General features: G+C 70.3%; 19 protein-coding genes. 9 read left to right on the top strand and 10 right to left on the bottom strand.

The features are described from left to right. Positions 1–99 precede the first annotated feature (99 nt). On the bottom strand, positions 100–1,524 hold the full coding sequence (locus HRF36_RS04000) for an anthranilate synthase component I family protein (RefSeq protein WP_173206485.1): 1,425 nt from the start codon (positions 1,522–1,524) through the stop codon (positions 100–102). Between the two features lie 32 nt (positions 1,525–1,556). On the opposite strand from HRF36_RS04000, the gene HRF36_RS03995 reads away from it, so the two are divergent. Then, positions 1,557–2,384: an aminotransferase class IV gene (locus HRF36_RS03995; RefSeq protein WP_173206482.1), complete on the top strand. Its 828-nt coding sequence runs from the start codon at positions 1,557–1,559 to the stop codon at positions 2,382–2,384. 30 nt (positions 2,385–2,414) lie between these two features. On the opposite strand, the gene cydC is transcribed toward HRF36_RS03995, so the two are convergent. The 4 genes from cydC to HRF36_RS03975 are packed head-to-tail and all read right to left on the bottom strand — an operon-like array spanning position 2,415 to position 8,259. Then, entirely contained in the window at positions 2,415–4,148 is a 1,734-nt protein-coding gene (gene cydC / locus HRF36_RS03990) for a thiol reductant ABC exporter subunit CydC (RefSeq protein WP_173206480.1), read from the bottom strand. Continuing rightward, the gene (gene cydD, locus HRF36_RS03985) at positions 4,145–5,791 is read right to left on the bottom strand and encodes a thiol reductant ABC exporter subunit CydD (RefSeq protein ID WP_173206477.1); all 1,647 of its coding nucleotides are present in this window, start codon (positions 5,789–5,791) and stop codon (positions 4,145–4,147) included. The genes cydC and cydD overlap by 4 nt, the downstream gene beginning before the upstream one ends. Before the next feature lie 10 nt (positions 5,792–5,801). Continuing rightward, on the bottom strand, positions 5,802–6,803 hold the full coding sequence (cydB, locus tag HRF36_RS03980) for a cytochrome d ubiquinol oxidase subunit II (RefSeq protein WP_173206474.1): 1,002 nt from the start codon (positions 6,801–6,803) through the stop codon (positions 5,802–5,804). A gap of 43 nt (positions 6,804–6,846) precedes the next feature. Beyond that, positions 6,847–8,259: a cytochrome ubiquinol oxidase subunit I gene (locus tag HRF36_RS03975; protein WP_173206472.1), complete on the bottom strand. Its 1,413-nt coding sequence runs from the start codon at positions 8,257–8,259 to the stop codon at positions 6,847–6,849. 143 nt (positions 8,260–8,402) lie between these two features. On the opposite strand from HRF36_RS03975, the gene HRF36_RS03970 reads away from it, so the two are divergent. Beyond that, positions 8,403–9,071, top strand: a complete 669-nt coding sequence (locus HRF36_RS03970; protein ID WP_173206469.1) for a DedA family protein — start codon at positions 8,403–8,405, stop codon at positions 9,069–9,071. Positions 9,072–9,166: 95 nt separating this feature from the next. Here the strand turns inward: HRF36_RS03970 and HRF36_RS03965 are convergent, their stop codons facing one another. From HRF36_RS03965 to HRF36_RS03945, 5 genes are all read right to left on the bottom strand, one after another. After that, positions 9,167–10,102 (bottom strand): ABC transporter substrate-binding protein, encoded by a 936-nt coding sequence (locus HRF36_RS03965; RefSeq protein WP_371740001.1) that lies wholly within the window; start codon positions 10,100–10,102, stop codon positions 9,167–9,169. Further along, on the bottom strand, positions 10,099–10,839 hold the full coding sequence (locus HRF36_RS03960) for an ABC transporter permease (protein ID WP_173206466.1): 741 nt from the start codon (positions 10,837–10,839) through the stop codon (positions 10,099–10,101). Before HRF36_RS03960 ends, HRF36_RS03965 begins: the two co-directional genes overlap by 4 nt. Next, positions 10,836–11,525, bottom strand: a complete 690-nt coding sequence (locus HRF36_RS03955; protein WP_173206464.1) for an ABC transporter permease — start codon at positions 11,523–11,525, stop codon at positions 10,836–10,838. Before HRF36_RS03955 ends, HRF36_RS03960 begins: the two co-directional genes overlap by 4 nt. After that, complete coding sequence (locus HRF36_RS03950) at positions 11,522–12,358, bottom strand: ABC transporter ATP-binding protein (RefSeq protein WP_173206461.1); 837 nt, start codon at positions 12,356–12,358, stop codon at positions 11,522–11,524. The genes HRF36_RS03955 and HRF36_RS03950 overlap by 4 nt, the downstream gene beginning before the upstream one ends. Positions 12,359–12,486: 128 nt before the next feature. Further along, positions 12,487–13,215 carry a TetR/AcrR family transcriptional regulator gene (locus HRF36_RS03945; RefSeq protein ID WP_371740000.1) on the bottom strand — a complete coding sequence of 243 codons (729 nt, stop codon included), beginning with the start codon at positions 13,213–13,215 and terminating at the stop codon, positions 12,487–12,489. Here HRF36_RS03945 and HRF36_RS03940 point away from each other — a divergent pair. The 7 genes from HRF36_RS03940 to HRF36_RS03910 all read left to right on the top strand — a co-directional run bounded on the left by HRF36_RS03940 (position 13,183) and on the right by HRF36_RS03910 (position 19,913). After that, complete coding sequence (locus HRF36_RS03940; protein ID WP_371739999.1) at positions 13,183–13,977, top strand: SOS response-associated peptidase; 795 nt, start codon at positions 13,183–13,185, stop codon at positions 13,975–13,977. The genes HRF36_RS03945 and HRF36_RS03940 overlap by 33 nt on opposite strands. Before the next feature lie 38 nt (positions 13,978–14,015). After that, a complete protein-coding gene (locus tag HRF36_RS03935; RefSeq protein WP_173206455.1) occupies positions 14,016–15,056 on the top strand; it encodes an App1 family protein in 1,041 nt (346 codons plus the stop codon). A gap of 96 nt (positions 15,057–15,152) precedes the next feature. Next, complete coding sequence (locus tag HRF36_RS03930) at positions 15,153–15,515, top strand: helix-turn-helix transcriptional regulator (protein ID WP_173206453.1); 363 nt, start codon at positions 15,153–15,155, stop codon at positions 15,513–15,515. After that, on the top strand, positions 15,512–16,795 hold the full coding sequence (locus HRF36_RS03925; protein WP_173206451.1) for a type II toxin-antitoxin system HipA family toxin: 1,284 nt from the start codon (positions 15,512–15,514) through the stop codon (positions 16,793–16,795). Before HRF36_RS03930 ends, HRF36_RS03925 begins: the two co-directional genes overlap by 4 nt. 120 nt (positions 16,796–16,915) lie before the next feature. Further along, positions 16,916–17,242, top strand: coding sequence for a DUF6504 family protein (locus tag HRF36_RS03920; RefSeq protein WP_173206448.1), 327 nt, complete (start codon positions 16,916–16,918; stop codon positions 17,240–17,242). Between the two features lie 135 nt (positions 17,243–17,377). Next, entirely contained in the window at positions 17,378–18,061 is a 684-nt protein-coding gene (gene pnuC / locus HRF36_RS03915) for a nicotinamide riboside transporter PnuC (RefSeq protein ID WP_173206445.1), read from the top strand. Between the two features lie 13 nt (positions 18,062–18,074). Continuing rightward, a complete protein-coding gene (locus tag HRF36_RS03910) occupies positions 18,075–19,913 on the top strand; it encodes a glycoside hydrolase family 15 protein (RefSeq protein WP_371739998.1) in 1,839 nt (612 codons plus the stop codon). The last annotated feature ends 33 nt before the right edge of the window (positions 19,914–19,946 follow it).

Raw genomic sequence — 19,946 nt, 5'->3', positions numbered from 1 at the left:
TGGCAGTCGGTGCGGTGGGTAGGGACCACCCGCGCGAGGGCACGACGACGTGCGCTGAGCTCAGCGATCCTCGACAAGGCTATCGAACGGCACGCCCGGTCACGACATGCGCACCGAGCCACCGTCGGCGGCACGGACTCCGAGCACGGCGAGCAGGGCCGCGGCCTTGAGCTCGACCTCGTCCCGCTCGTCGACCGGCGACGACGAGATCGTGATGCCGCCGCCCACTCCGACGCGCGCTCCGGCGGGTCGCGCGGGCGACCCCACGGTCGCCGCCCGGGCCCCGTGCACGACGAGGGAACGGATGGTCATCGCGAGGCTCGCCGAGCCGTCCCGACCGAGCCAGCCGACGGCCCCCGAGTAGACACCCCGAGGCGCTCCCTCGAGGTCGGCGAGCAGTTCGACGGCGCGACGTTTCGGTGCGCCGGTCATCGATCCGGCCGGGAACGCCGCCTCGACGACGTCGGTCGCCGTGCACCCCGCATCGAGCCGGGCCCGGACCGTGCTGACGAGCTGGTGGACGTGCTCGTACGAGTGCACGGCGAGCAACTCGGACACCTCGACCGTCCCGAGGCGGGCCACCCGGGCGAGGTCGTTGCGCACCAGGTCGACGATCATCACGTTCTCGGCGCGCTCCTTCTCGCTCTCGACGAGCTCTCGCGCGAGCACGGTGTCGTCGGCACCCGATCCCCGGCGTCGCGTGCCCTTGATCGGCGAGGACGACACCAGGCCGTCGGCGGTCACCTCGACGAACGACTCGGGCGACGCCCCGACCACGGTCACGCCTCCCAGGCGCACGAACGACGCGTACGGTGCCGGCGAGGACCGACGGAGGTGCGCGAAGGCCTCCAGCGCGTCCACCGGTCCGAGGACGTCGACGGCCGTGGTGAGGCAGAGCTGGTAGGCCTCGCCCGCGGCGATGGCGCGGCGGCAGCGCTCGATCAGGTCGAGGTATTCGTCAGGACGGTGCCGCCAGCGCACCTCGGGCGCAGAGGACTCGGTCGAGGAGGCGCGGGTCGGCCCGGGCACCGGGGGCTCGGGCGGCACGTCGGCCCAGGCCTCGGCCAGCGAGAGGGGCCACGAGTCGCCACGGCGCGCCACGGCTTCGACGGAACGTTCGGTGTGGTCGAAGACCAGCGCCCGGTCGACGTCGAGCAGGGCGAGGTCGGGGGCGTCACCCGGGGCGGCGACGGTCGAGGAGGTGGCCGCGGGTCGGTGCCCCGGGGTGGCGTCACGGTCCAGCAGCCGGCAGCCGAAGCCGTAGCCGAGCCAGCCGGCCCAGCCAAGCGGGTGGCTGTCGGGCTCGACCTCGGCCAGGTCGTCGCGCACCGCCTGCCAGAGCCGGTCGGCGCCGCCGTCGCGGACGTCACCCGTGGCGGCCCGGCCCCAGCCGACGATCGATCGCCCGCGGGCGGCGTCCACCCCGGCGTCACGCCAGACCACGTCGCCCGTCGCGGCCAGGTGGCGGACGACGGATTCGGGGTCGCGCCACGGCAGGGAGGATCGGACGGCCGCGGGACGCATACCCTTGATCCTATGAGCGGAGCCCCCACGCGATGAGTGCCGAGCGACCGCGAGGCGACGTGCTGCACGTCTGGCAGGGCGGCGAGTTGTCCACGAGCCGGAGCGTGGCGGGGGGCGAGGCCGACCCGCCCCTCCTGGTCGCCGACTCGTGGCTGATCGACGACGGTGCGGTGCTCGCCCTCGACGTGCACCGCGACCGATTCGCCGGCTCGGTCGCCGGGGTGATCGCCGGTCCCGACGCGGACGAGGTCTCGGCGTTCTGGGCTGCGGTCGTCGCGATGCTGCCCCGCACGGGCGCCTGGTTCCCCCGCGTCGAGCTCGTCGCCGGCGATGCAGACGACCGTCCCGGGCGGGCGCGACTGCAGCTGCGCCTCCGGCCGGCTCCCCCGCGCCGCCGCTCGGTCGTGCTCGCCACGGCCGCACGCGATCCCCGCACGCAGCCCTCGGTCAAGGGCCCCGATCTCGCGGCACTCGGTGCGCTCGTCGCCGAGGCCCGGGAGGGCGGGGCCGACGAAGCGGTGCTGCTCTCGCCCGAAGGGTTCGTCGTCGAGGGCGCCTGGAGCTCCATCGTCTGGTGGCGCGGCGACGCGCTCTGTCTGCCCGCCGACGACCTGCCCCGTCTGCCGGGCGTCACGGTGCGCAGCCTGACGACGCTCGCCGCCGTCCTCGGAGTCGACGTGTTGCACGACCACACCCGGCCGGACGAGCTCGACGGATTCGAGGTGTGGAGCCTCGGTGCGTTGCACGGCATCCGCATCGTCACCGGCTGGATCGACGGCCCGGCCGCGGCCGAGGAGCCCGGTCGACTCGCGCTCTGGCGTGGACGACTCGAGCGTCTGCGTCGTCCGATCGACGACTGAGCGCGGCTCGGCGGCGGCGACCTCGAGTCGTCACGCGTCGCGAGCGGCCTCGACATCGACGGCGACCTCGTGCAGGCGGCCCGCCTCGATGCGCACGCGGCGTGTGATCAACTCGGCCGGCACCTCGACGTGCGAGATCACGACCACCGTGGACCCGTCGTCCCGGGCCGTCGTGAGGACGTCGACCACGAGCCGGCGCGCGGTCTCGGAGTCGAGACCCGCCGTGGGCTCGTCGAGCACGAGCACCGGGAAGCCCCGCAGGAGCGCCCGGGCCAGCGAGATGCGCTGGGCCTGACCGCCCGAGACGAGGACACCCCGCTCCCCCATCGGCGCGTCCAGCCCTCCGCGCCCGGCGGCCCAGTCGCGCAGCCCGACACGCTCGAGCACGGCGAGCAGGTCGTCGTCCGTGGCCGTGTCGCGGGCGAAGAGGAGGTTCTGCCGCAGCGACTCGTCGAAGAGATACGGAGTCTGCTCGATCAGGCCGACCGCCGCTCGGACGGCGGCCGGGGCGAGGGTCGCGGTGTCGACTCCCCCGACCTCGTAGCGTCCGGTGTGCTCCACGAAGCGGGCGAGCACCGAGGCCAGCGTGGTCTTTCCGGCGCCGCTCGGCCCCTCGACCACGAGGCGATCGCCCACGGCCACGTCGAGATCGACGCCGCGAAGCGCCGGGGCCGCGGCACCGGGCCACGTCGCCGACAGGTCGCGCAGACGCAGAGCGGTCCCGGGCGTCCGCGCGGCGCTGTCGAGTGAGCGTGAGCTCTCGGCGACGTCGGCCGCCGCCCCGCCGAAGGCCCCGTCGTCGACGACGCCCGGGGGGACCTCGGGGGGCACCGCCGACTCGACGCGGTCGCCGCTCGCGCTGACCCGTCGCCAGGCCAGCACGGCCGTCGGCACCGCGCCGACGACCTCGAAGACGGCGAGCGGCACCAGGACCACCAGCGCGAAGGCCGGGCCGGTCAGTCCCCCCGAGGCGACGTCGGGTGCGACGACGGGGATCGTGGCGAGCACGGCGGCACCCGACAGGGCCGAGAGGACGGCGGCGACGACGCCACCGGTCAGCGCCCGGCGTGAGGAGGCGCGGCGCAGGTCGTCGTCGAGCCTCGCGACCCGGCCGAGCTGCCGATCCATCGCCTCGAAGGCGATCAGCACGTCGATGTTCTGGACGAGGTCCACCACCGCGCCCGAGAGCGCCCCACGCCGATCGGCGAGGGTGCGCTCGCTGCGGCGCGCGAGGCGGTCGGCGGCCGCACAGCCGACGAGGAAGGCCACGACGAGCGTGCCCGCCAGGACCACGGCGGCCGCCGGGGACACGAGGGCGACGCCGACCACGGCGACGAGGGAGGTCAGACTCGACACCACGAGCGGCTGCACCACCCTCAGGGGCAGGTCTTGCAAGGCGTCGACGTCGCCGACGACGCGCGCCACCAGGTCGCCTCGGTCGGTGCGGCCGAGACCCGCCGGGGCCACCCGGATCAGCCGCCTGTACATCTCGGTGCGGACCACCGCCAGCTGACGGAAAGCCGCGTCGTGGCTCGACAGGCGCTCGAGGTACCGGAAGACCGCCCGGGACAGCGCGAACGCCCGGACGCCGACCACGGCGAGCGAGAGGTAGAGGATCGGCGGCTGCTCGGCAGCGCGGGTGATGAGGTACGCGGACGCCGCGAGGAGCGCCACCGCCGACAGGGCGCTGAGCGAGCCGAAGACCAGGCCTGGGGCGGCCCGGCGCGCGCCGGGCTGCGCCGTGCGGAGCAACGAGCGGTTCACGAGACTCCTCCGACCCGGACGACGAGGTCGGCGGCGTCGCTGACGGCACGACGGTGCGTGACGACGACCACGGCCACGCCCGTGGCCGCGATACGACGGAGGCCGGCCACGACCCGGGCCTCGGTGACCCGGTCGAGCGCCGACGAGGGCTCGTCGACCAGCAGCAGCCGCGACCCCACCCGATCGAGTCGGTACAGGGCCCGGGCCACGGACACCCGCTGCGCCTGCCCACCGGACAGTCCCTGGCCGCCGGCCCCGAGTACGAGCGCCGGGTCGAGGCCCGCCGCGCCGGCCAGGTCCAGGGCACGGACGACGGCCTCGGTGTCGGGCTCACCCGTGTCACCCAGAGCGACGTTCTCGGCCACCGTGCCGGACGACAGCAGGGGGGACTGCCCCGACCACGCGATCTCACGGCGGGCGGGGGGCAGACCCGACGATCGCCAGACGACTCGCCCCTCGCACGACTCGAGCCCGAGCACGGCGTCGAGCAGGGTGGACTTGCCGGCACCGCTCGGGCCGACGACCGCCGTGACGCGACCGGTCTCGGCGACGAGAGAGGTCTCGGGCAGCCGCACCGCGCCTCCTCGGCTCACCGAGACACGGTCCACGACGAGCGCGTCGGCGTCGGCGCGGGGCTCATGGCGATCCGCGACGACCGCCGACCCGGTCGCCCGGGGCGCGTCGGACCCCCGCTCGTCTCCGAGGAGGTCGAACACGTCGTCCGCCGCCGCGACCCCGTCGGCTGCGGCATGGTAATTGGCACCGACCTGGCGCAGGGGCAGGTAGGCCTCGGGGGTGAGCAGCAGCACGAACAGTCCCGCGGTCAACCCCAGCGAACCGTCGACGAGCCGGATACCGATCGAGACGGCTACCAAGGCGACCGACAACGACGCCGCGAGCTCGAGCACGAAACCGCTGAGGAACGACACGCGCAGCACCGTCACCGTCTCGACCCGGTAGTCGTCGGTGATGCGGCCGATGCGCTCGACCTGTCGCTGCTCGCGACCGAACGACTTGAGGGTCGACGCCCCGCCCACGGCGTCGGCGAACGACGAGGCGAGGTGCGTGAGACGATCCCACTGGCGGGCCTGGGCGGTGCGGGTCGTCCACCCGATCAGCACCATGAAGACGGGGATCAACGGCAGGGTCAGGACGACGATCACGGCCGACAACCAGTCGTGCAGCGCCATGACGACGATCAGCAGCGGCGCCGCCAGAGCGGTCAGGACCAGCTGCGGCAGGTAGCGGGCGAAGTACGCGTCGAGCGCGTCGAGCCCGGGACCGACGAGGGTCGCCACGTGCGCCGACGAGTGCCGGTCGACGAAGGCACGCCCCCGGTCGGCGACCGCCCCGACGACACGGGCCCGCAGCTGGCTCTTCACCTGCGCCGCCGCCCGCGCGGACGTCACCTCGAGCGCCCACACCACGAACGACCGGACCGCCACCGAGACGCCGAGTCCGACCAGGGCGGTCGCGAGCCCGTCGGCTGCGCGACCCTCGACGACCAGGACCACGGCTGTCGTCGTGAACCAGGCCACGGCGACGATCGAGACGGTCTGCGCGAGACCGAGCAACGCACCCAGTCCGAGGAACACCCGGGCGGCGGAGGCGTAACGCAGGAGGCGCGGGTCGAGCGGTTTCACGGAAGCCGGCTCAGTGCGCAGCCGGGATCGCCGCACGGCTGATGCGCTTGCGGAAGATCCAGTAGGTGAAGGCCTGGTAGCCGAGGATGAGCGGGACGAAGACGAGGGCGACCCAGCTCATGATCGTGAGGGTATAGGTCGAGCTCGAGGCGTTCACGATCGTCAGACCGTTGGCCGGGTCGTTGCTCGCGGGCATCACCCCGGGGAACAGGGCGGCGAAGAGACTGGAGACCGCCAGGGCGATCGTGACGGCCATCAAGCCGAAGGACCGCCCCTCGTGGCCACGGAGGTTGGCCACGAAGGCCGCGATGAGGGTGACGGCCGCCACGACCGAGAGGACGATCGACGCGAGAGTCCCGTGCATCAGCGAGGTCAGCACGAGGAAGGACGCGGCGACGACGATCGTGAGGACTCCGGCCCGGGCGGCCAGGCGGCGGGCCCGCTGCCGGATCTCGCCCTCGGTCTTGAGCGTGACGAACACCACGCCGTGCGTGAAGAAGAGCAGCAGTGTCGTGAGGCCGCCCAGCAAGGCGTAGGGGTTGAGCAGGTCGATCAACGACCCGGTGTAGTTGTGGCCTTCGTCGAGTGGCACGCCCTGCACGACGTTGGCGAAGACGAGGCCCCAGACGAACGCCGGGACGGCCGAGCCGATGACGATCATCAGGTCGAAACGGCGCTTCCAGGCCGCCTCGGGGCGTTGGTGACGGTACTCGAACGAGACGCCGCGCACGATCAGGGCCAACAGGATCAGCAGCATCAAGAGGTAGAACCCGCTGAACAGCGTGGCGTACCACTCGGGGAAGGCCGCGAAGAGGAAGGCGCCGGCGACGATGACCCACGTCTCGTTGAGGTCCCAGACGGGACCGATGGTGTTGATCAACACACGCCGGTCGGTGTCGTCCCGGCCGAGGAAGGGCAGCGACATGCCGACCCCGAAGTCGAAGCCGTCGAGGACGAAGTAGCCGACGAAGAAGAAGCCGAGGATGACGAACCAGAGGGTGGGGAGGTCCATGGTCAGAGCCTTTCTCGCATCGGGTCGGTAGGGGGCGCGGACATCAGTAGACCGTCGCCTCGTGTCGGATCTCGCCCGACACGGGATCGGGCTCCGGCGCGTCGGCCGGCCCCTTCTGGGCGGCCTTGACGATGAGCCGGAACTCGACGACGGCGAGAGTTCCGTAGATCAGGGTGAAGGCGACGAGCGAGATGAGCACCGTCAGTCCGGTGACCCCGGGCGAGACGCCGTCCTCGGTCTTGAGCAACCCGAAGACGAGCCAGGGCTGCCGTCCCATCTCGGTGAAGACCCACCCGACGATCATCGCCATGAGGGGCATGGGATAGCTGAAGATCGCGGCCCGCCACACCCACCTGCTCTGCGGCAGACGACCCTTGCGGGTCATCCAGAGGCCGACGAGCGAGACGAGGACGCTGACCATGCCGAGGCCCATCATCCACCGGAAGGACCAGTAGGTGACCCAGATGATCGGTGTGTAGTCCCCGGGGCCGTAGAGCTGCACGTATTGGGCCTGGAGGTCGTTGATGCCCTCGACGGTGCCGTCGATGGTGTGCGTCGACAGGAACGACAGCAGGTAGGGCACCCGGATGCTGAAGAGCTCGTGCACGCCGTCGGGCGTGCCCAGCGTGAAGATCGAGAACGAGGCGTCCACACCGGTGCTCGTCCGATAGAGCGCCTCCGCGGCGGCCATCTTCATGGGCTGGGTCTCGACCATCGCGAGGCCGAGCTGGTCGCCCGTGATGAACGTGAGGGCACCGGCCGCCACCATCGTCCAGAGACCGAAGCGCAGGGCCGGCCGCATCGTCTCGAGGTGCTGGTTGCGGGACAGGTGCCAGGCGGCGACCGCGACGATGACTGCGGCCGACACCATGAAGCAGGCGAAGATCGTGTGGGGGAACGCCGCCAGGGCCACCTTGTTGGTCAGGACCTCCCAGATGCTGGTGAGCTCGGCCCGGCCCTTCTGCTCGTTGATGTCGTAGCCGACCGGGTTCTGCATGAAGGCGTTCGCGGCGATGATGAAGTACGCCGAGAGGATGCTGCCGACGGTCGCGCCCCAGATGCTCGCGAGGTGCAGCTTCTTCGGCACCTTGTCCCAGCCGAAGATCCAGATGCCGATGAAGGTCGCCTCGAGGAAGAACGCGAGCAGGCCTTCGAGCGCGAGCGGGGCACCGAACACGTCGCCGACGAACCGCGAGTAGTCGGACCAGTTCATGCCGAACTGGAACTCCTGAACGATGCCGGTCACGACGCCCATCGCGAAGTTGATGAGGAAGATCTTGCCGAAGAACTGGGTCAGCTGCAGGTAGTGGATGCGGCCCGTGCGCACCCACGCCGTCTGGAAGACGGCCACCGTGAACGCCATGCCGATCGTGAGCGGCACGAACAAGAAGTGGTAGACGGTGGTGAGCCCGAACTGCCAACGGGACAGCAGCAGCGGGTCGAGCAGCTCGTTCATCGGGATGCGCCTTCTCCCTCGGATGGTGATGGTGGTCGTGCGTCGCACCGTCGGGACGTGACGAGCCTAGATCGACAGATAGACGACACGTGTCGTTTTGAGCTCTCGGGCGCCGTGCACTTGCTGTGAATAGGCTCGGGCAGGTGAACGACGTGCTGACGACACTGCTCGACCTGGTGCAGTCCGTCGACCCCGTGGTGAGGACCGTGTTGGCGGGCGTCGCCATGGTGCTCGAGACCTCGGTGCTGCTCGGGCTGATCGTGCCGGGCGACACGGTGGCCATCGTGTCGGCGACGGCGGTCGCGTCGCCGTTCGAGTTCGGAGCGCTCGTCGCAGCCCTCGTCGTCGGCGCCCTTATGGGCGAGAGCGTCGGGTTCGCCCTCGGCCGGTTCTTCGGGCCGAAGATCCGGGCGAGCGCGCCCGGCCGACGCATCGGCGAGGCGAACTGGGTGCGGGCCGAGAACTACCTCGCCCGACGGGGCGGCATCGCCGTGTTCGTGTCGAGGTTTCTGCCGGTGCTGCACTCGTTGATCCCGCTGACCGTGGGCACGAGCCCCATGCGCTACCGGACGTTCCTCACGTGGACGACGCCCGCCTGCATCCTCTGGGCGCTCGCCTACGTCTCGGTCGGTGCCGCCGCCGCGGGCAGCTACCGCGAACTCGCCGACCAGCTGCACCAGGCCGGCTACGTCTTCGCCGGCATCATCGCCGTGTTCGCGCTGCTGGTGGTCGTCGTCAAGAAGGTCCTCCACCGCCGCGAGGAACGACACATGGCGCACCCCGACGAGAGCGTGGGCGACGACGCGTCCTGACCCGCGCCTCCTCGTCCTCGCCCGGCGGGCGGGGCCCCGGACGACGGAGAGCCCCGTTCCGCGGACGGAACGGGGCTCTCGAGGATCGGAGGTGCCTAGCTGTCGAGCAGGCCCTTCTCGGTCAGGTAGTCCTTGGCGATGGTGGCCGAGGACTCCTTGTCGGTCTGGCTCTTCGAGTTGAGTTCCTGCAGATCGGACGCGCTGAGGACTGCGTCCACGCTCTCGATGACGTCCTGCGCGTCGGAGTCGACCTTGTCGGACACGATCGGCACCACGTTCTGCGGCAGGATCATGTTCTCGGGGTCCTCGAGCGTGACCAGGTCGTTCTCGGGGATCAGGGGGCTGGCCGTGTAGATGTCGGCCAGTTGGACGCTACCGTCCGTCAGGGCCTTGACCGTCAAGGGGCCACCACCGTCGTCGATCGGGGTCGAGGTGACGTCGACGCCGTAGATGCTCTTCAGGCCGGGGGGGCCGTAGGGGCGCTCGGCGTTCTCGGGCGGAGCACCCAGGGTCAGCGTGCCGGAGTAGTCCTTGAGGTCGGCCAGGCTCGTGATGTCGTTCTCCTCGGAGAACTCCTTCGTCACGTTGTAGCTGTCCTGGTCGGACGCCGCGGCGGCCTTGAGCGCGGTCAGACCGGAGGGCAGCGCGGCGGCCAGGGCCGACTCGACCTCCTCGGGCGACTTCGCCGTCTCTTCTTTGTCGTAGTACTGCAGCAGGTTGCCGGTGTACTCGGGGAAGACGTCGATCTTGCCCGACTCGAGCTCGGGCAGATACACCTCGCGCTGGCCGATCTGGTACTGACGGTCGACCGTGTAGCCCTTGGCCTCGAGCGCCTGGGCGTACAGCTCGGCGATGATCTCGTTCGAGTAGTACTGCTGCGAGCCGATGACGAGCGTGTCACCGTCGCTCGACGCGGACGAGTCGCCCGAGCTCAGCGGGTCGCTCGACGAGCACCCTGCCAGGGCCACCATGGCCCCGATCGCGACTGCGCCGAGAACGGTGAGCCGGCCCTTCTTGTTCGCTGTGATCACTGTGTGCCTTTCGTGAGGGGTGTTGCCGTGACCGCCCCGGGCCGGACGGCCTTGGAGCGGGTGTCGGAGGGGCGCCCGGCCGTGACGCCCGCGGGGACGACCAGGCGCTGCACGATCGAGAAGAGGACCTCGAGGACGATCGCGAGGGCGATGACGACGATCGACCCGGCCAGCATCTGCGTGTAGTCGTTCGATCGAAGGCCTCGGAAGATGTAGGTGCCGAGGCCACCGGCCCCGACCACCGTGGCGATGGTGGCCGTGGCCACGACCTGCAGCGTGGCCGATCGGATGCCGCCGATCAGCAGGGGTAGCCCGAGCGGCACCTCGACCTTGGTCACGATCTGCCATTCGGTCATGCCCACGGCCCGTGCGGCGTCGATGGTCTTGCGGTCCACCGCCTCGAAGCCCGAATACGCCCCGGCGAGCACCGACGGGATGGCCAGGACCACGAAGGCGATCATCGGGGCGGTGATGCCGATGCCGACGAGAAGCGCCAGGAGGAACACCAACCCGACGGTCGGCAACGCCCGGGCTCCACCGGTCAGGGCGACGGCGAGGGTGCGCCCACGACCCGTGTGCCCGATGAGGTAACCCGCGGGGATGGCGAGGACGGAGGCGATGGCCACGGCCACGACCGTGTACCAGAGGTGTTCGCCCAGGCGGACGGGGACCCCGTCGACCCCGGAGAGGTGCGTCGGATCGGCGAGCCAGGCGAAGGCGTCGAAGAAGAGGTTCACGGCACCACGACCTTCTGACGAGCCGCTGTCGGCGTGGCCTGCCTGGTCGGCGCCTGACCCCTCGTCCAGGGCATCAGTGCTCTGCCGAGCAGCACCAGCAGCCCGTCGAGGACCAGCGCCATGACGATGGTGAGGACGATGCCCGCCACGATCTCGGCCATGATGTCGCGCTGCAGCCCGTCGTTGAAGAGGAGCCCGAGCCCGTTGATGCCGAGGATTCCCCCCACGGTGGCCAGACTGATGGTGCTGACCAGAACGACGCGGAGGCCCGCGAGCAGCACGGGGCCGGCCAGTGGGATCTCGACGCGCCAGAAACGCTGCCACCCCGAGTAGCCGATCGCCGTGGCGGACTGACGCACGTCGGCCTCGACCGACTGGAGGCCGTCGGCCACCGACCGAACCATCAAGGCGACCCCGTACAGGGTGAGGCCGATGATGAGGTTCGTGTTGCTACGGATGCTGTACCCGATGAGTCCGGGCAGCACGACGAGGAGGGCGAAGGACGGGACGGCGTAGAACAGGCCGGCGACCGCCAGGACGATGCCGCGGAAGCGGGTGTACCGATTGGCCGCCCAGCCGATCGGCAGCGAGATGACGAACGCCAGGACGACCGGAGGCACGCTGAGCCCGAGGTGCACGATCGTCTTGTCGAGGATGTAGTCGCTGTTCGACCAGATCCAGTTCACGTCGTCTGCCCACCTCGGACGGATTCGGTCAACACCCCGGCGGTGCGGCCGTCACCGTCGACCACCACCTGCCCGGTGGGCGTCTGCTCGACGTGCAACGCCCGCTTGCCCCGGTTGGCACCGATGAACTCGGCGACGAAGTCGGTCGCGGGGGCCGAGAGGATCTCGGCGGGGCTGCCCTGCTGGGCGACGTGGCCGCCCTTCTCGAGGATCACGACCTGGTCGCCCAGGTAGAAGGCTTCGTCGATGTCGTGGGTGACGAAGACGACGGTCTTGTCGAGCTCTCGCTGCAGGCGGATGAGCTCTTGCTGCAGGTCGGACCGCACGAGCGGGTCGACGGCACCGAACGGCTCGTCCATCAGCAGGATGTTGGGGTCGACGGCGAGGCCACGCGCGACGCCGACGCGCTGCTGCTGGCCGCCGGACAACTGACTGGGGTAGCGATCGGCGAGATGCCGGTCGAGCCCGACGGTGTCCATGAGCTCGAGGGCGCGGTCGCGGGCGACCCTCTTCGACGTGCCCTTGAGCACGGGGACCGTGGCGATGTTGTCGACGACCTTGCGGTGGGGAAGCAGACCGGAGTTCTGCATGACGTAGCCGATGCTGCGACGCAGCCCCACCGGCTCGAGGTCACCGATCGACTTGCCGTCGATCTCGATCACGCCGGACGTCGGGTCGACCATCCGGTTGATCATCCGCAGGATCGTCGTCTTGCCGCAACCGCTCGACCCGACGAAGACCGTGGTCTTCCGGGACGGGATGACGAGACTGAAGTCGTCCACCGCCAGGGTGCCGTCGGGGTACTGCTTCGTCACGGAACGGAACTCGATCATGGGTGGCTCATTCCTCGTGGGCAGCACGAATCGACACTTGCCAGGGCGTTCACCCAACCACAGATCTCGACGATGTGTCACCGACCTCGTCCAGGCCTGAGCCACACGCCGCCGCGCGGCCTGCGAGGTCAGCTCACGGCGACGAGGGTCTCGAGGTACCCCGTGAGCACCGTGCGGCACTGGCCGACGAAACGGTCGTCGCCCTCGGCGTCGTCGATGAAGGCGCGGGCCAGGAGGGCGTTCGCGATCTCGACCGCCACCTGCAGACCCAGCTCGAGTTCGTCGGTGCGCGTGACCGAGCAGTGGTCGACGAAGACCATGAGCAGTTGCTCGGCCAACGGGCTGGTGTACTGACGTGTCTCGGGAGTGCGGACGTCGGGTGCGTCGCCGAAGCGGATGGCACGGAACCCCGGCTCGTCTCGGTACATCTCGGTCTTGGCCTCGACGAACAGGTCGACTGCTCGACGCCAGTCGCTGACGGCGTCATCAGACACCGCCTCGCCGACCCGGACGGTCAGCCGCTGGACCGAACGCAGGGCGAGGGCGTCCACGACGGCGATGCGATCGGGGAAATAGCGGTAGACGGTGCCGATCGAGGCCCCCGCCCGCTCGGCGACCATGGCCGTCGTCAGACGCTCGTAGCCGATCTCGTCGATGATGGCCGCGGCCGCGTCCAGCAGCCCGGTGAGCCGCGCGGAACTACGAGCCTGGACGGGCTCGTTCCTGAGCAGCGGTGAACCCCCGGGCAGTGCGTCATTGACGTCGGTGACGAGCAACGTTTCTCCGTTTCGTGGCGATGCCTCGACGGGGTCGGGCACGGTGCGATGACGTCGGAGCGAGACCGAGGTGTCGGTCACCGGATGTCGGCGGCTGCCACCAGAATGGGACGCATGTGCGGACGATTCGTGATGGCACGCGCCTCGAGCGACCTGGTGGCCCTGTTCGACGTCGATGTATCAGGGGATATTCTCCCAGAACCTTCCTGGAATATCGCTCCGACTCGGCCGGTGAGTCTCCTGGTCGACGCCGCACCGCGAGGAGAGGACGCGGGTGGCCCCCCGGTCCGGCGCCTCGCGGCCGCCCGCTGGGGCCTCGTGCCCGGCGGCTCGGCCGGCCCCGACGCCGGACCCCCGCTGTTCAACGCGCGGTCGGAGTCGGTCACCGAGAAGCCGTCGTTCCGCGAGGCCGTGGTCTCGCGTCGCGGTCTCGTGCCGGCCACGGGCTGGTACGAGTGGCAGGTCCTGCCCGACGGCTCGAAGCGGCCCGTCCTGATCCGGCTGCCCGACGACGAGGTGGTCCTGTTCGGTGCGCTCTACGAGTGGTGGCGCGACCCGTCGGCCGAGGTCGGCGCCCCGTCGCGGTGGTTGCTGTCGACCACCGTGTTGACCCGCGCCTCCTCGGGGCCGGTGACCGAGGTGCACGATCGCATGCCGGTGCTCGTCGGCACGGACGTCATGGACGACTGGCTCGACCCCGAGACCGAGGGCGACGACGACCTGGTGCAGGGCATCGCGGGCCTCAGCGACGAGATCGCCGAACGCCTCCAGCACCACGAGGTCGGCCCCGAGGTCGGTTCGTCGTCGGTCGACCACCCCGGCCTGCTCGCCCCGGCGAGCTGACCCACCCGCTCGACGACGCGCCGTGCGAGACTGATCGGATGCCCGACACCCGCAAGGCACCGCCCGCCGCCGTCGAGCCCTTCCTGCACCGGGCGGCTCGCATCGAGAACGCGGTCCACCGCTTCCGCGAGAAGCGAGCCCGACGCCGCGGCCTGCTGCCCACGGTCGTTCCGTACAGCGGCTACGGCGGCCCCGGGTGGGCCCGGGTGTTGTCGCGCGTCCTGCTCACTCGGACGGGCACACTGTCGGGCGTCGACCGTCTCAACGTGCGGGGGTGGCGCAGCTTCACGAGCGTGCCCGTCGAGAAGGCGCTGGTCGAGATCTCTCTCGGCGGTCGTGTCCAGCGCGTCCAGACGGACCGCGGTGGCGTGTTGGACGCACGCATCGCCGTCGACCTCGAACCCGGTTGGCACGTCGCGACCCTGACCACCGAAGGGTCGACGCCGGTCGAGGCCCCCATCTTCGTGATCGACCCGGACGCGCGGTTCGGCATCGTCTCGGACATCGACGACACCGTGATGGTCACCTCGCTGCCCCGACCGCTTCTCGCCGCATGGAACACCTTCGTGCTCAACGAGCACGCCCGGCGGCCGGTGCCCGGGATGGCCGTGCTGTACGAGCGCCTGAACGCGGCGAACCCCGGGTGCCCGGTCATCTATCTGTCGACGGGAGCCTGGAACGTGGCACCGACGTTGTCGCGGTTCCTGTCGCGGAACCTCTACCCGAGCGGCGCGCTTCTGTTGACCGACTGGGGCCCCACCCACGACCGGATCTTCCGCAGCGGACGACTGCACAAACAAGAGTCCCTGCGCCGCCTTGCCGACGAGTTCCCCGAGCTCAGATGGCTCCTCGTCGGCGACGACGGGCAGCACGACGAAGAGCTGTACCGGACGTTCCTCCATGACCATCCCGAGAACGTCGCGGCCGTGGCCATCCGCCAGTTGTCGCCCAGCGAGGCCGTGTTGGCCGGTGGCCGGTCCCGCTCGGAGCACGCAGGTGCGAGCGACGTCGCCTGGGTGTCGGCGCCCGACGGTGCCGGTCTGTGGGAACAACTCCGTGACAACGGCGTGATCGACTGACCGTCGGTTGACTGAAGCCACTCTGCAATAGTGGGATAATCATGCTTTGAGGGCATGAAGCGGTGCTATATTGGATTATCCCGCGATTGGAGCACCGTGGTCAGCGATGAGCAGAACCCATTCGAGAAAGCGGCCTCCCCCCTCTCGACCGACGCCCGAGAACGTCAGGTCGGAGATCAGGTCCGACGCCTGAGGCTCGACCGGGGTCTCGACCAGCTCGAACTCGCTCGACGTGCCGATCTGTCCCCGAGCACGGTGCAGTCCCTCGAGGCCGGGCGAGGCAGCACCCTGCGCACACTCGTTCGCGTCCTGCGAGCACTGGGCGCCGACGACGCACTCGGCAACATCGCTCCGGCGAGCGCCGTCAGTCCGCTCGACGTGCTGAGGTCGTCGGCGGACGAACCGCGCCGCCGGGTCTATCGGCCCCGGGGCGGGCGATCGTCGGGAGGGGGTTCGTGAGCTGGGTTCCGGTCCGTGCGGTCGAGGTGACGGCGTGGGGCCTGCGGGTGGGCGCCGTGGCACTCGACCCGGGTCTCGGGGCGTACGTCTTCGAGTACTACCCGGACTGGGTGGCACGAGGCATCGAGCTGGCGCCTCTGACGATGCCGATCCGCACCCGGCGGCATGTCTTCCCCCAGCTGCCCGAAGCGACGTTCCACCGACTGCCCGCGATGTTGGCGGACGCGATGCCGGACGACTTCGGCAACGCGGTGATCGACGCCTGGTTGGTGCGCCAGGGGGTGTCACGGCAGCAGGTGAGCCCCTTGGACCGGTTGGCGTACATGGCGGACCGGGCCATGGGGGCATTGGAGTTCCGGCCGTCTCGGGGTCCGCGTCAGCGGACGACGAGCGCGCTCGAGCTGAGCGCGCTGGTCGAGGGGGCACGCAGCGTCCTGGACGCGAGCTTCAGCGACGACCGTGAGGCCGAGTCGGCGATCCGGTCGTTGATCCAGGTGGGGACGTCGGCGGGTGGGGCTCGGGCCAAGGCGGTGGTGGCGTGGAACCGCGCGACGGGCGAGATCCGGTCGGGTCAGCTGGCGGCGCCGGACGGGTTCGAGCACTGGTTGATCAAGCTGGACGGGTTGGGCCCGGACTCCGAGTTGGGTTCGGGCGGCCTCGCCGGTCGGGTCGAGTACGCGTATTCTCTGATGGCGGGGGCGGCGGGCATCGACATGGCCGAGTGCCGGTTGCTCGACGAGAACGGGCGGTCGCACTTCATGACGCGCCGGTTCGACCGTCGGGCCGGGGGCAAGGCCCACGTCCTGACGCTGTGCGGGGCGGCGCACCTCGACTTCCGGCAGCGACAGGCACACGACTACGGGCAGTCGTTCGACGTGATCCGTCGACTGGGGGCGGGCGACGAGGCACTGGCACAGGCGTTCCGCCGGATGGTCTTCAACGTGCTGGCGGCGAACAACGACGACCACACGAAGAACTCGTCCTTCTTGCTCGCGGGGCCCGAGGCCTCGTGGGGGCTGTCCCCTGCGTACGACGTGACGTTCGCCCACAATCCGACCGGGCGGTGGACGTACCAGCACCTCATGGGGGTGGACGGTGTCTTCCGCGACGTCTCACGGGCCGACGTGATGCGCCTCGCCGATCGCTTCCTGGTGCGGGACGCGTCGGGCATCGTCGACGAGGTGCGTGACGCCGTGCTGAGGTGGCGGTCGTTCGCGGACGAGGCCGGCCTGCCCCGCGAGGCGGTCACCCACGTCGAGGAGGCGCTGCCCGGCTGGTGAGGTCGCGAGCGACACGGCGCGCGGCAGTCGGACCAGGGCCCTGGGCGGAACCGGGATGGCCGATGTCGGTAGGAATTCGTAGACTCCGTTCGAACACATATTCGAACGAGAGGTCGGCAGATGAGGGTGGACGAGAAGGTCCCGGTCGAGACGACGCCCGACGGGGCACCCCTGCGCTTCGAGTGGCGGGGGGTCGTGTACGGCGTCGTCAGCTCACCCGAGCTCTGGGTCACACGCACCGACTGGTGGCGGTCCGCTACCAGGGCGCCACGAGGGGCGAGCGCGCACCTGCTCGAGATGACCGTCTGGCGGGTCGACGCGGTGCCGCTCACCGACGGAGCCCATCGGGTCGACGGCACCTTCGACCTGGCGCTCGACGGCAGGGGTGACTCCTGGTTGCTGCTCGGAGTGTTCGACGACGGGGTCGAGCAGCAGCTGTTCGCCTGACCCGGGGACGCCGGTGCGAAGACGACCTCTCGGGAATGGCCCTCGTGCCACACTCGTTGCAGCACCAGGCGCTCTGCGCCCCGGGGACGCCGTGGTCCCGTACCACCTGCCGTCCCGACCGAAGAGAGCATGCCGATGAATCCGTTGCTGTGGTTGTTCGACGCCCAGTTGCACATCGGCGACCAGACGATCCTCTGGCGAGAGGTGGTCGGAAACGTCTTCGGTCTGCTCAGCGCCCTCGGCGGCATGCGGCGCAAGGTCTGGGCCTGGCCGATCGGCATCGTGGGCAACGCGCTGCTGTTCACGGTGTTCCTGGGCGCGGTGTTCGACACTCCGAACCAGGTGAACCTGCTCGGTCAGGCCGCCCGTCAGGTGATGTTCATCGTCGTCTCGATCTACGGCTGGTACCGCTGGAAGCACGCCGGTGACACCGGTGGGGTCGCCGTCGAGCCCCGCTGGGCGGGATGGAAGAACCGGGTGCTGATCGTCGTCGCGCTCGTCGGCGGCACCGCGCTGCTGACGCCCTTGTTCCGCCTCCTGGGGTCCTACGAACCCGTCTGGGCCGACGCCTGGATCTTCACGGGGTCGCTCCTCGCCACCTACGGCATGGCCAAGGGCTGGGTCGAGTTCTGGTTGATCTGGGTGGCGGTCGACCTCGTCGGCACTCCCCTGCTGTTCAGCGCCGGCTACTACGCGTCCGCGTTCATGTACGTCTTCTACGGCGCATTCACCCTCGCCGGGTTCGTCGTCTGGGCCCGCACCCGGCGACAGAAGCCGAAGGTCGAGACGCTCTGGCCCGACCCGACGCTGCAACGCTGACCCCGACCCGGGGGTGCGCTGGTTTGATGAGCGCATGCCCCTGCCCATCGAGAACTACGCGCTGATCGGCGACCTGCACACCGGATGCCTCGTGGGCTCCGACGGCAGCATCGACTGGCTCTGCCTCCCTCGCTTCGACTCCGCCTCGACCTTCGGCGCCCTGCTGGGCGACCACGAAGCAGGCCGCTGGCTCGTGGCCCCATCCGATCCGGACGCCACCTCGACCCGGCACTACGTCGACGACACCTTCGTGCTCGTCACCCGGTGGACGACTCCCACCGGCGTGGTCGAGGTCACCGACCTGATGCCCTACGGCGACCGGCGGGCGGACGTCGTCCGCCGGGTGACCGGCGTCTCGGGCACCGTCTCGATGCACGTCGACCTCGCGATCCGTTTCGGCTACGGCACGGCCGTCCCCTGGGTACGGCAGGTCCCCGAGGGCGACGGCACGGCGCTCGTCGCCACCGCGGGGCCGGACGCCGTCGTCGTCCGCGGTCCGCGACTGACGGCCACCGACCACACGCACGAGGTGACGTTCGACGTCTCCGCGGGCGAGACGGTCGACTTCAGTCTCACCTGGTACCCGTCGCACCGCGAGCCGCCGACGCCCGTCGACGTGTCGGCCCGCATCGACGAGACCGTCGCCTGGTGGCAGGAATGGGCCTCACGGTGCTCGGCACCCGAGATCTACTCCCGCGAGGTGCACCGATCGCTGCTGATCCTGCGGGCCCTGACCAACGAGGACACGGGCGGAATCGTCGCCGCGGCGACCACGAGCCTGCCCGAACGATTCGGCGGCTCGCGCAACTGGGACTACCGCTACGTGTGGCTCCGTGACGCGTCGATGACGTTGCAGGCGCTCATCCTGCACGGTTACGCGGAGGAAGCCGACCGGTGGCGCGGCTGGCTGCTCCGTGCCATCGCCGGAGACCCTGCGGACGTGCAGATCATGTACGGCCTCGCCGGCGAACGGTACCTGCACGAGAGCGAACTCGATCAGCTGGCCGGCTACGACGGGGCCTCGCCGGTACGGATCGGGAACGCCGCCTACAAGCAGTACCAGGGTGACATCTTCGGCGAGGTGATGGTCGCCCTGCACGAGGCCCGCCTGCTCGGCGTGGAGGAGAGCGAGTACTCCTGGCCCCTCCAGCGCGCGCTCATCCAGTACGTCGAGGACAACTGGACCCGGCCCGACAACGGCATCTGGGAGATCCGTGGTGAACTCCGGCACTTCACCCACTCCCGGGTGATGATCTGGGCAGCCCTGGACCGCGCGATCCAGGGGGTCGAGCAGTTCGGCCTCGACGGGCCTCTCGACCGGTGGCGCGGCTTGCGCGACGAGGTCCGCGCCGAGATCGAGACCCACGGCTGGAACGCCGACCGCGCCTCCTTCACCCAGCACTACGGCACGACCGAGGTCGACGCGTCCCTGCTGCAGCTCTCCCAGGTCGGCTTCGTCGCCGCCGACGACCCTCGGATGCTCGGCACCGTCGCCGCGATCGAGCACGATCTGTTGCAGGACGGATTGCTGATGCGTTACCGGACCGAGAGCGGCGTCGACGGTCTCGACGGGACGGAGAACCCCTTCTTGACCTGCTCGTTCTGGTTGGCCGAGCAGTACGCCGCCTCGGGGCGAGTCGAGGACGCCGTCACCCTGATGGACCGCCTGGTCGGCTACTGCAACGACGTCGGCATGCTCTCGGAAGAGATCGAGGTCGCGACCGGCCGCCACGTCGGGAACACCCCGCAGGCGCTCTCGCACCTGGCGTTGGTCCGCGCGGCGGACGCGATCTCACGCGCCCGAGCCGCCGCCTCCATCGAGCCGGCCGGATCCGCGACGACGAAGGCCTGAGCCACCGGACGACGACGGCCGCCCTGCTCGGAC

The sequence above is a fragment of the Frigoribacterium sp. VKM Ac-2836 genome (genome assembly GCF_013248995.1).
Lineage (GTDB): Bacteria > Actinomycetota > Actinomycetes > Actinomycetales > Microbacteriaceae > Frigoribacterium.
Note: the sequence above shows the minus strand (reverse complement) of the source record. Positions and strands in the feature narration are given on the sequence as shown.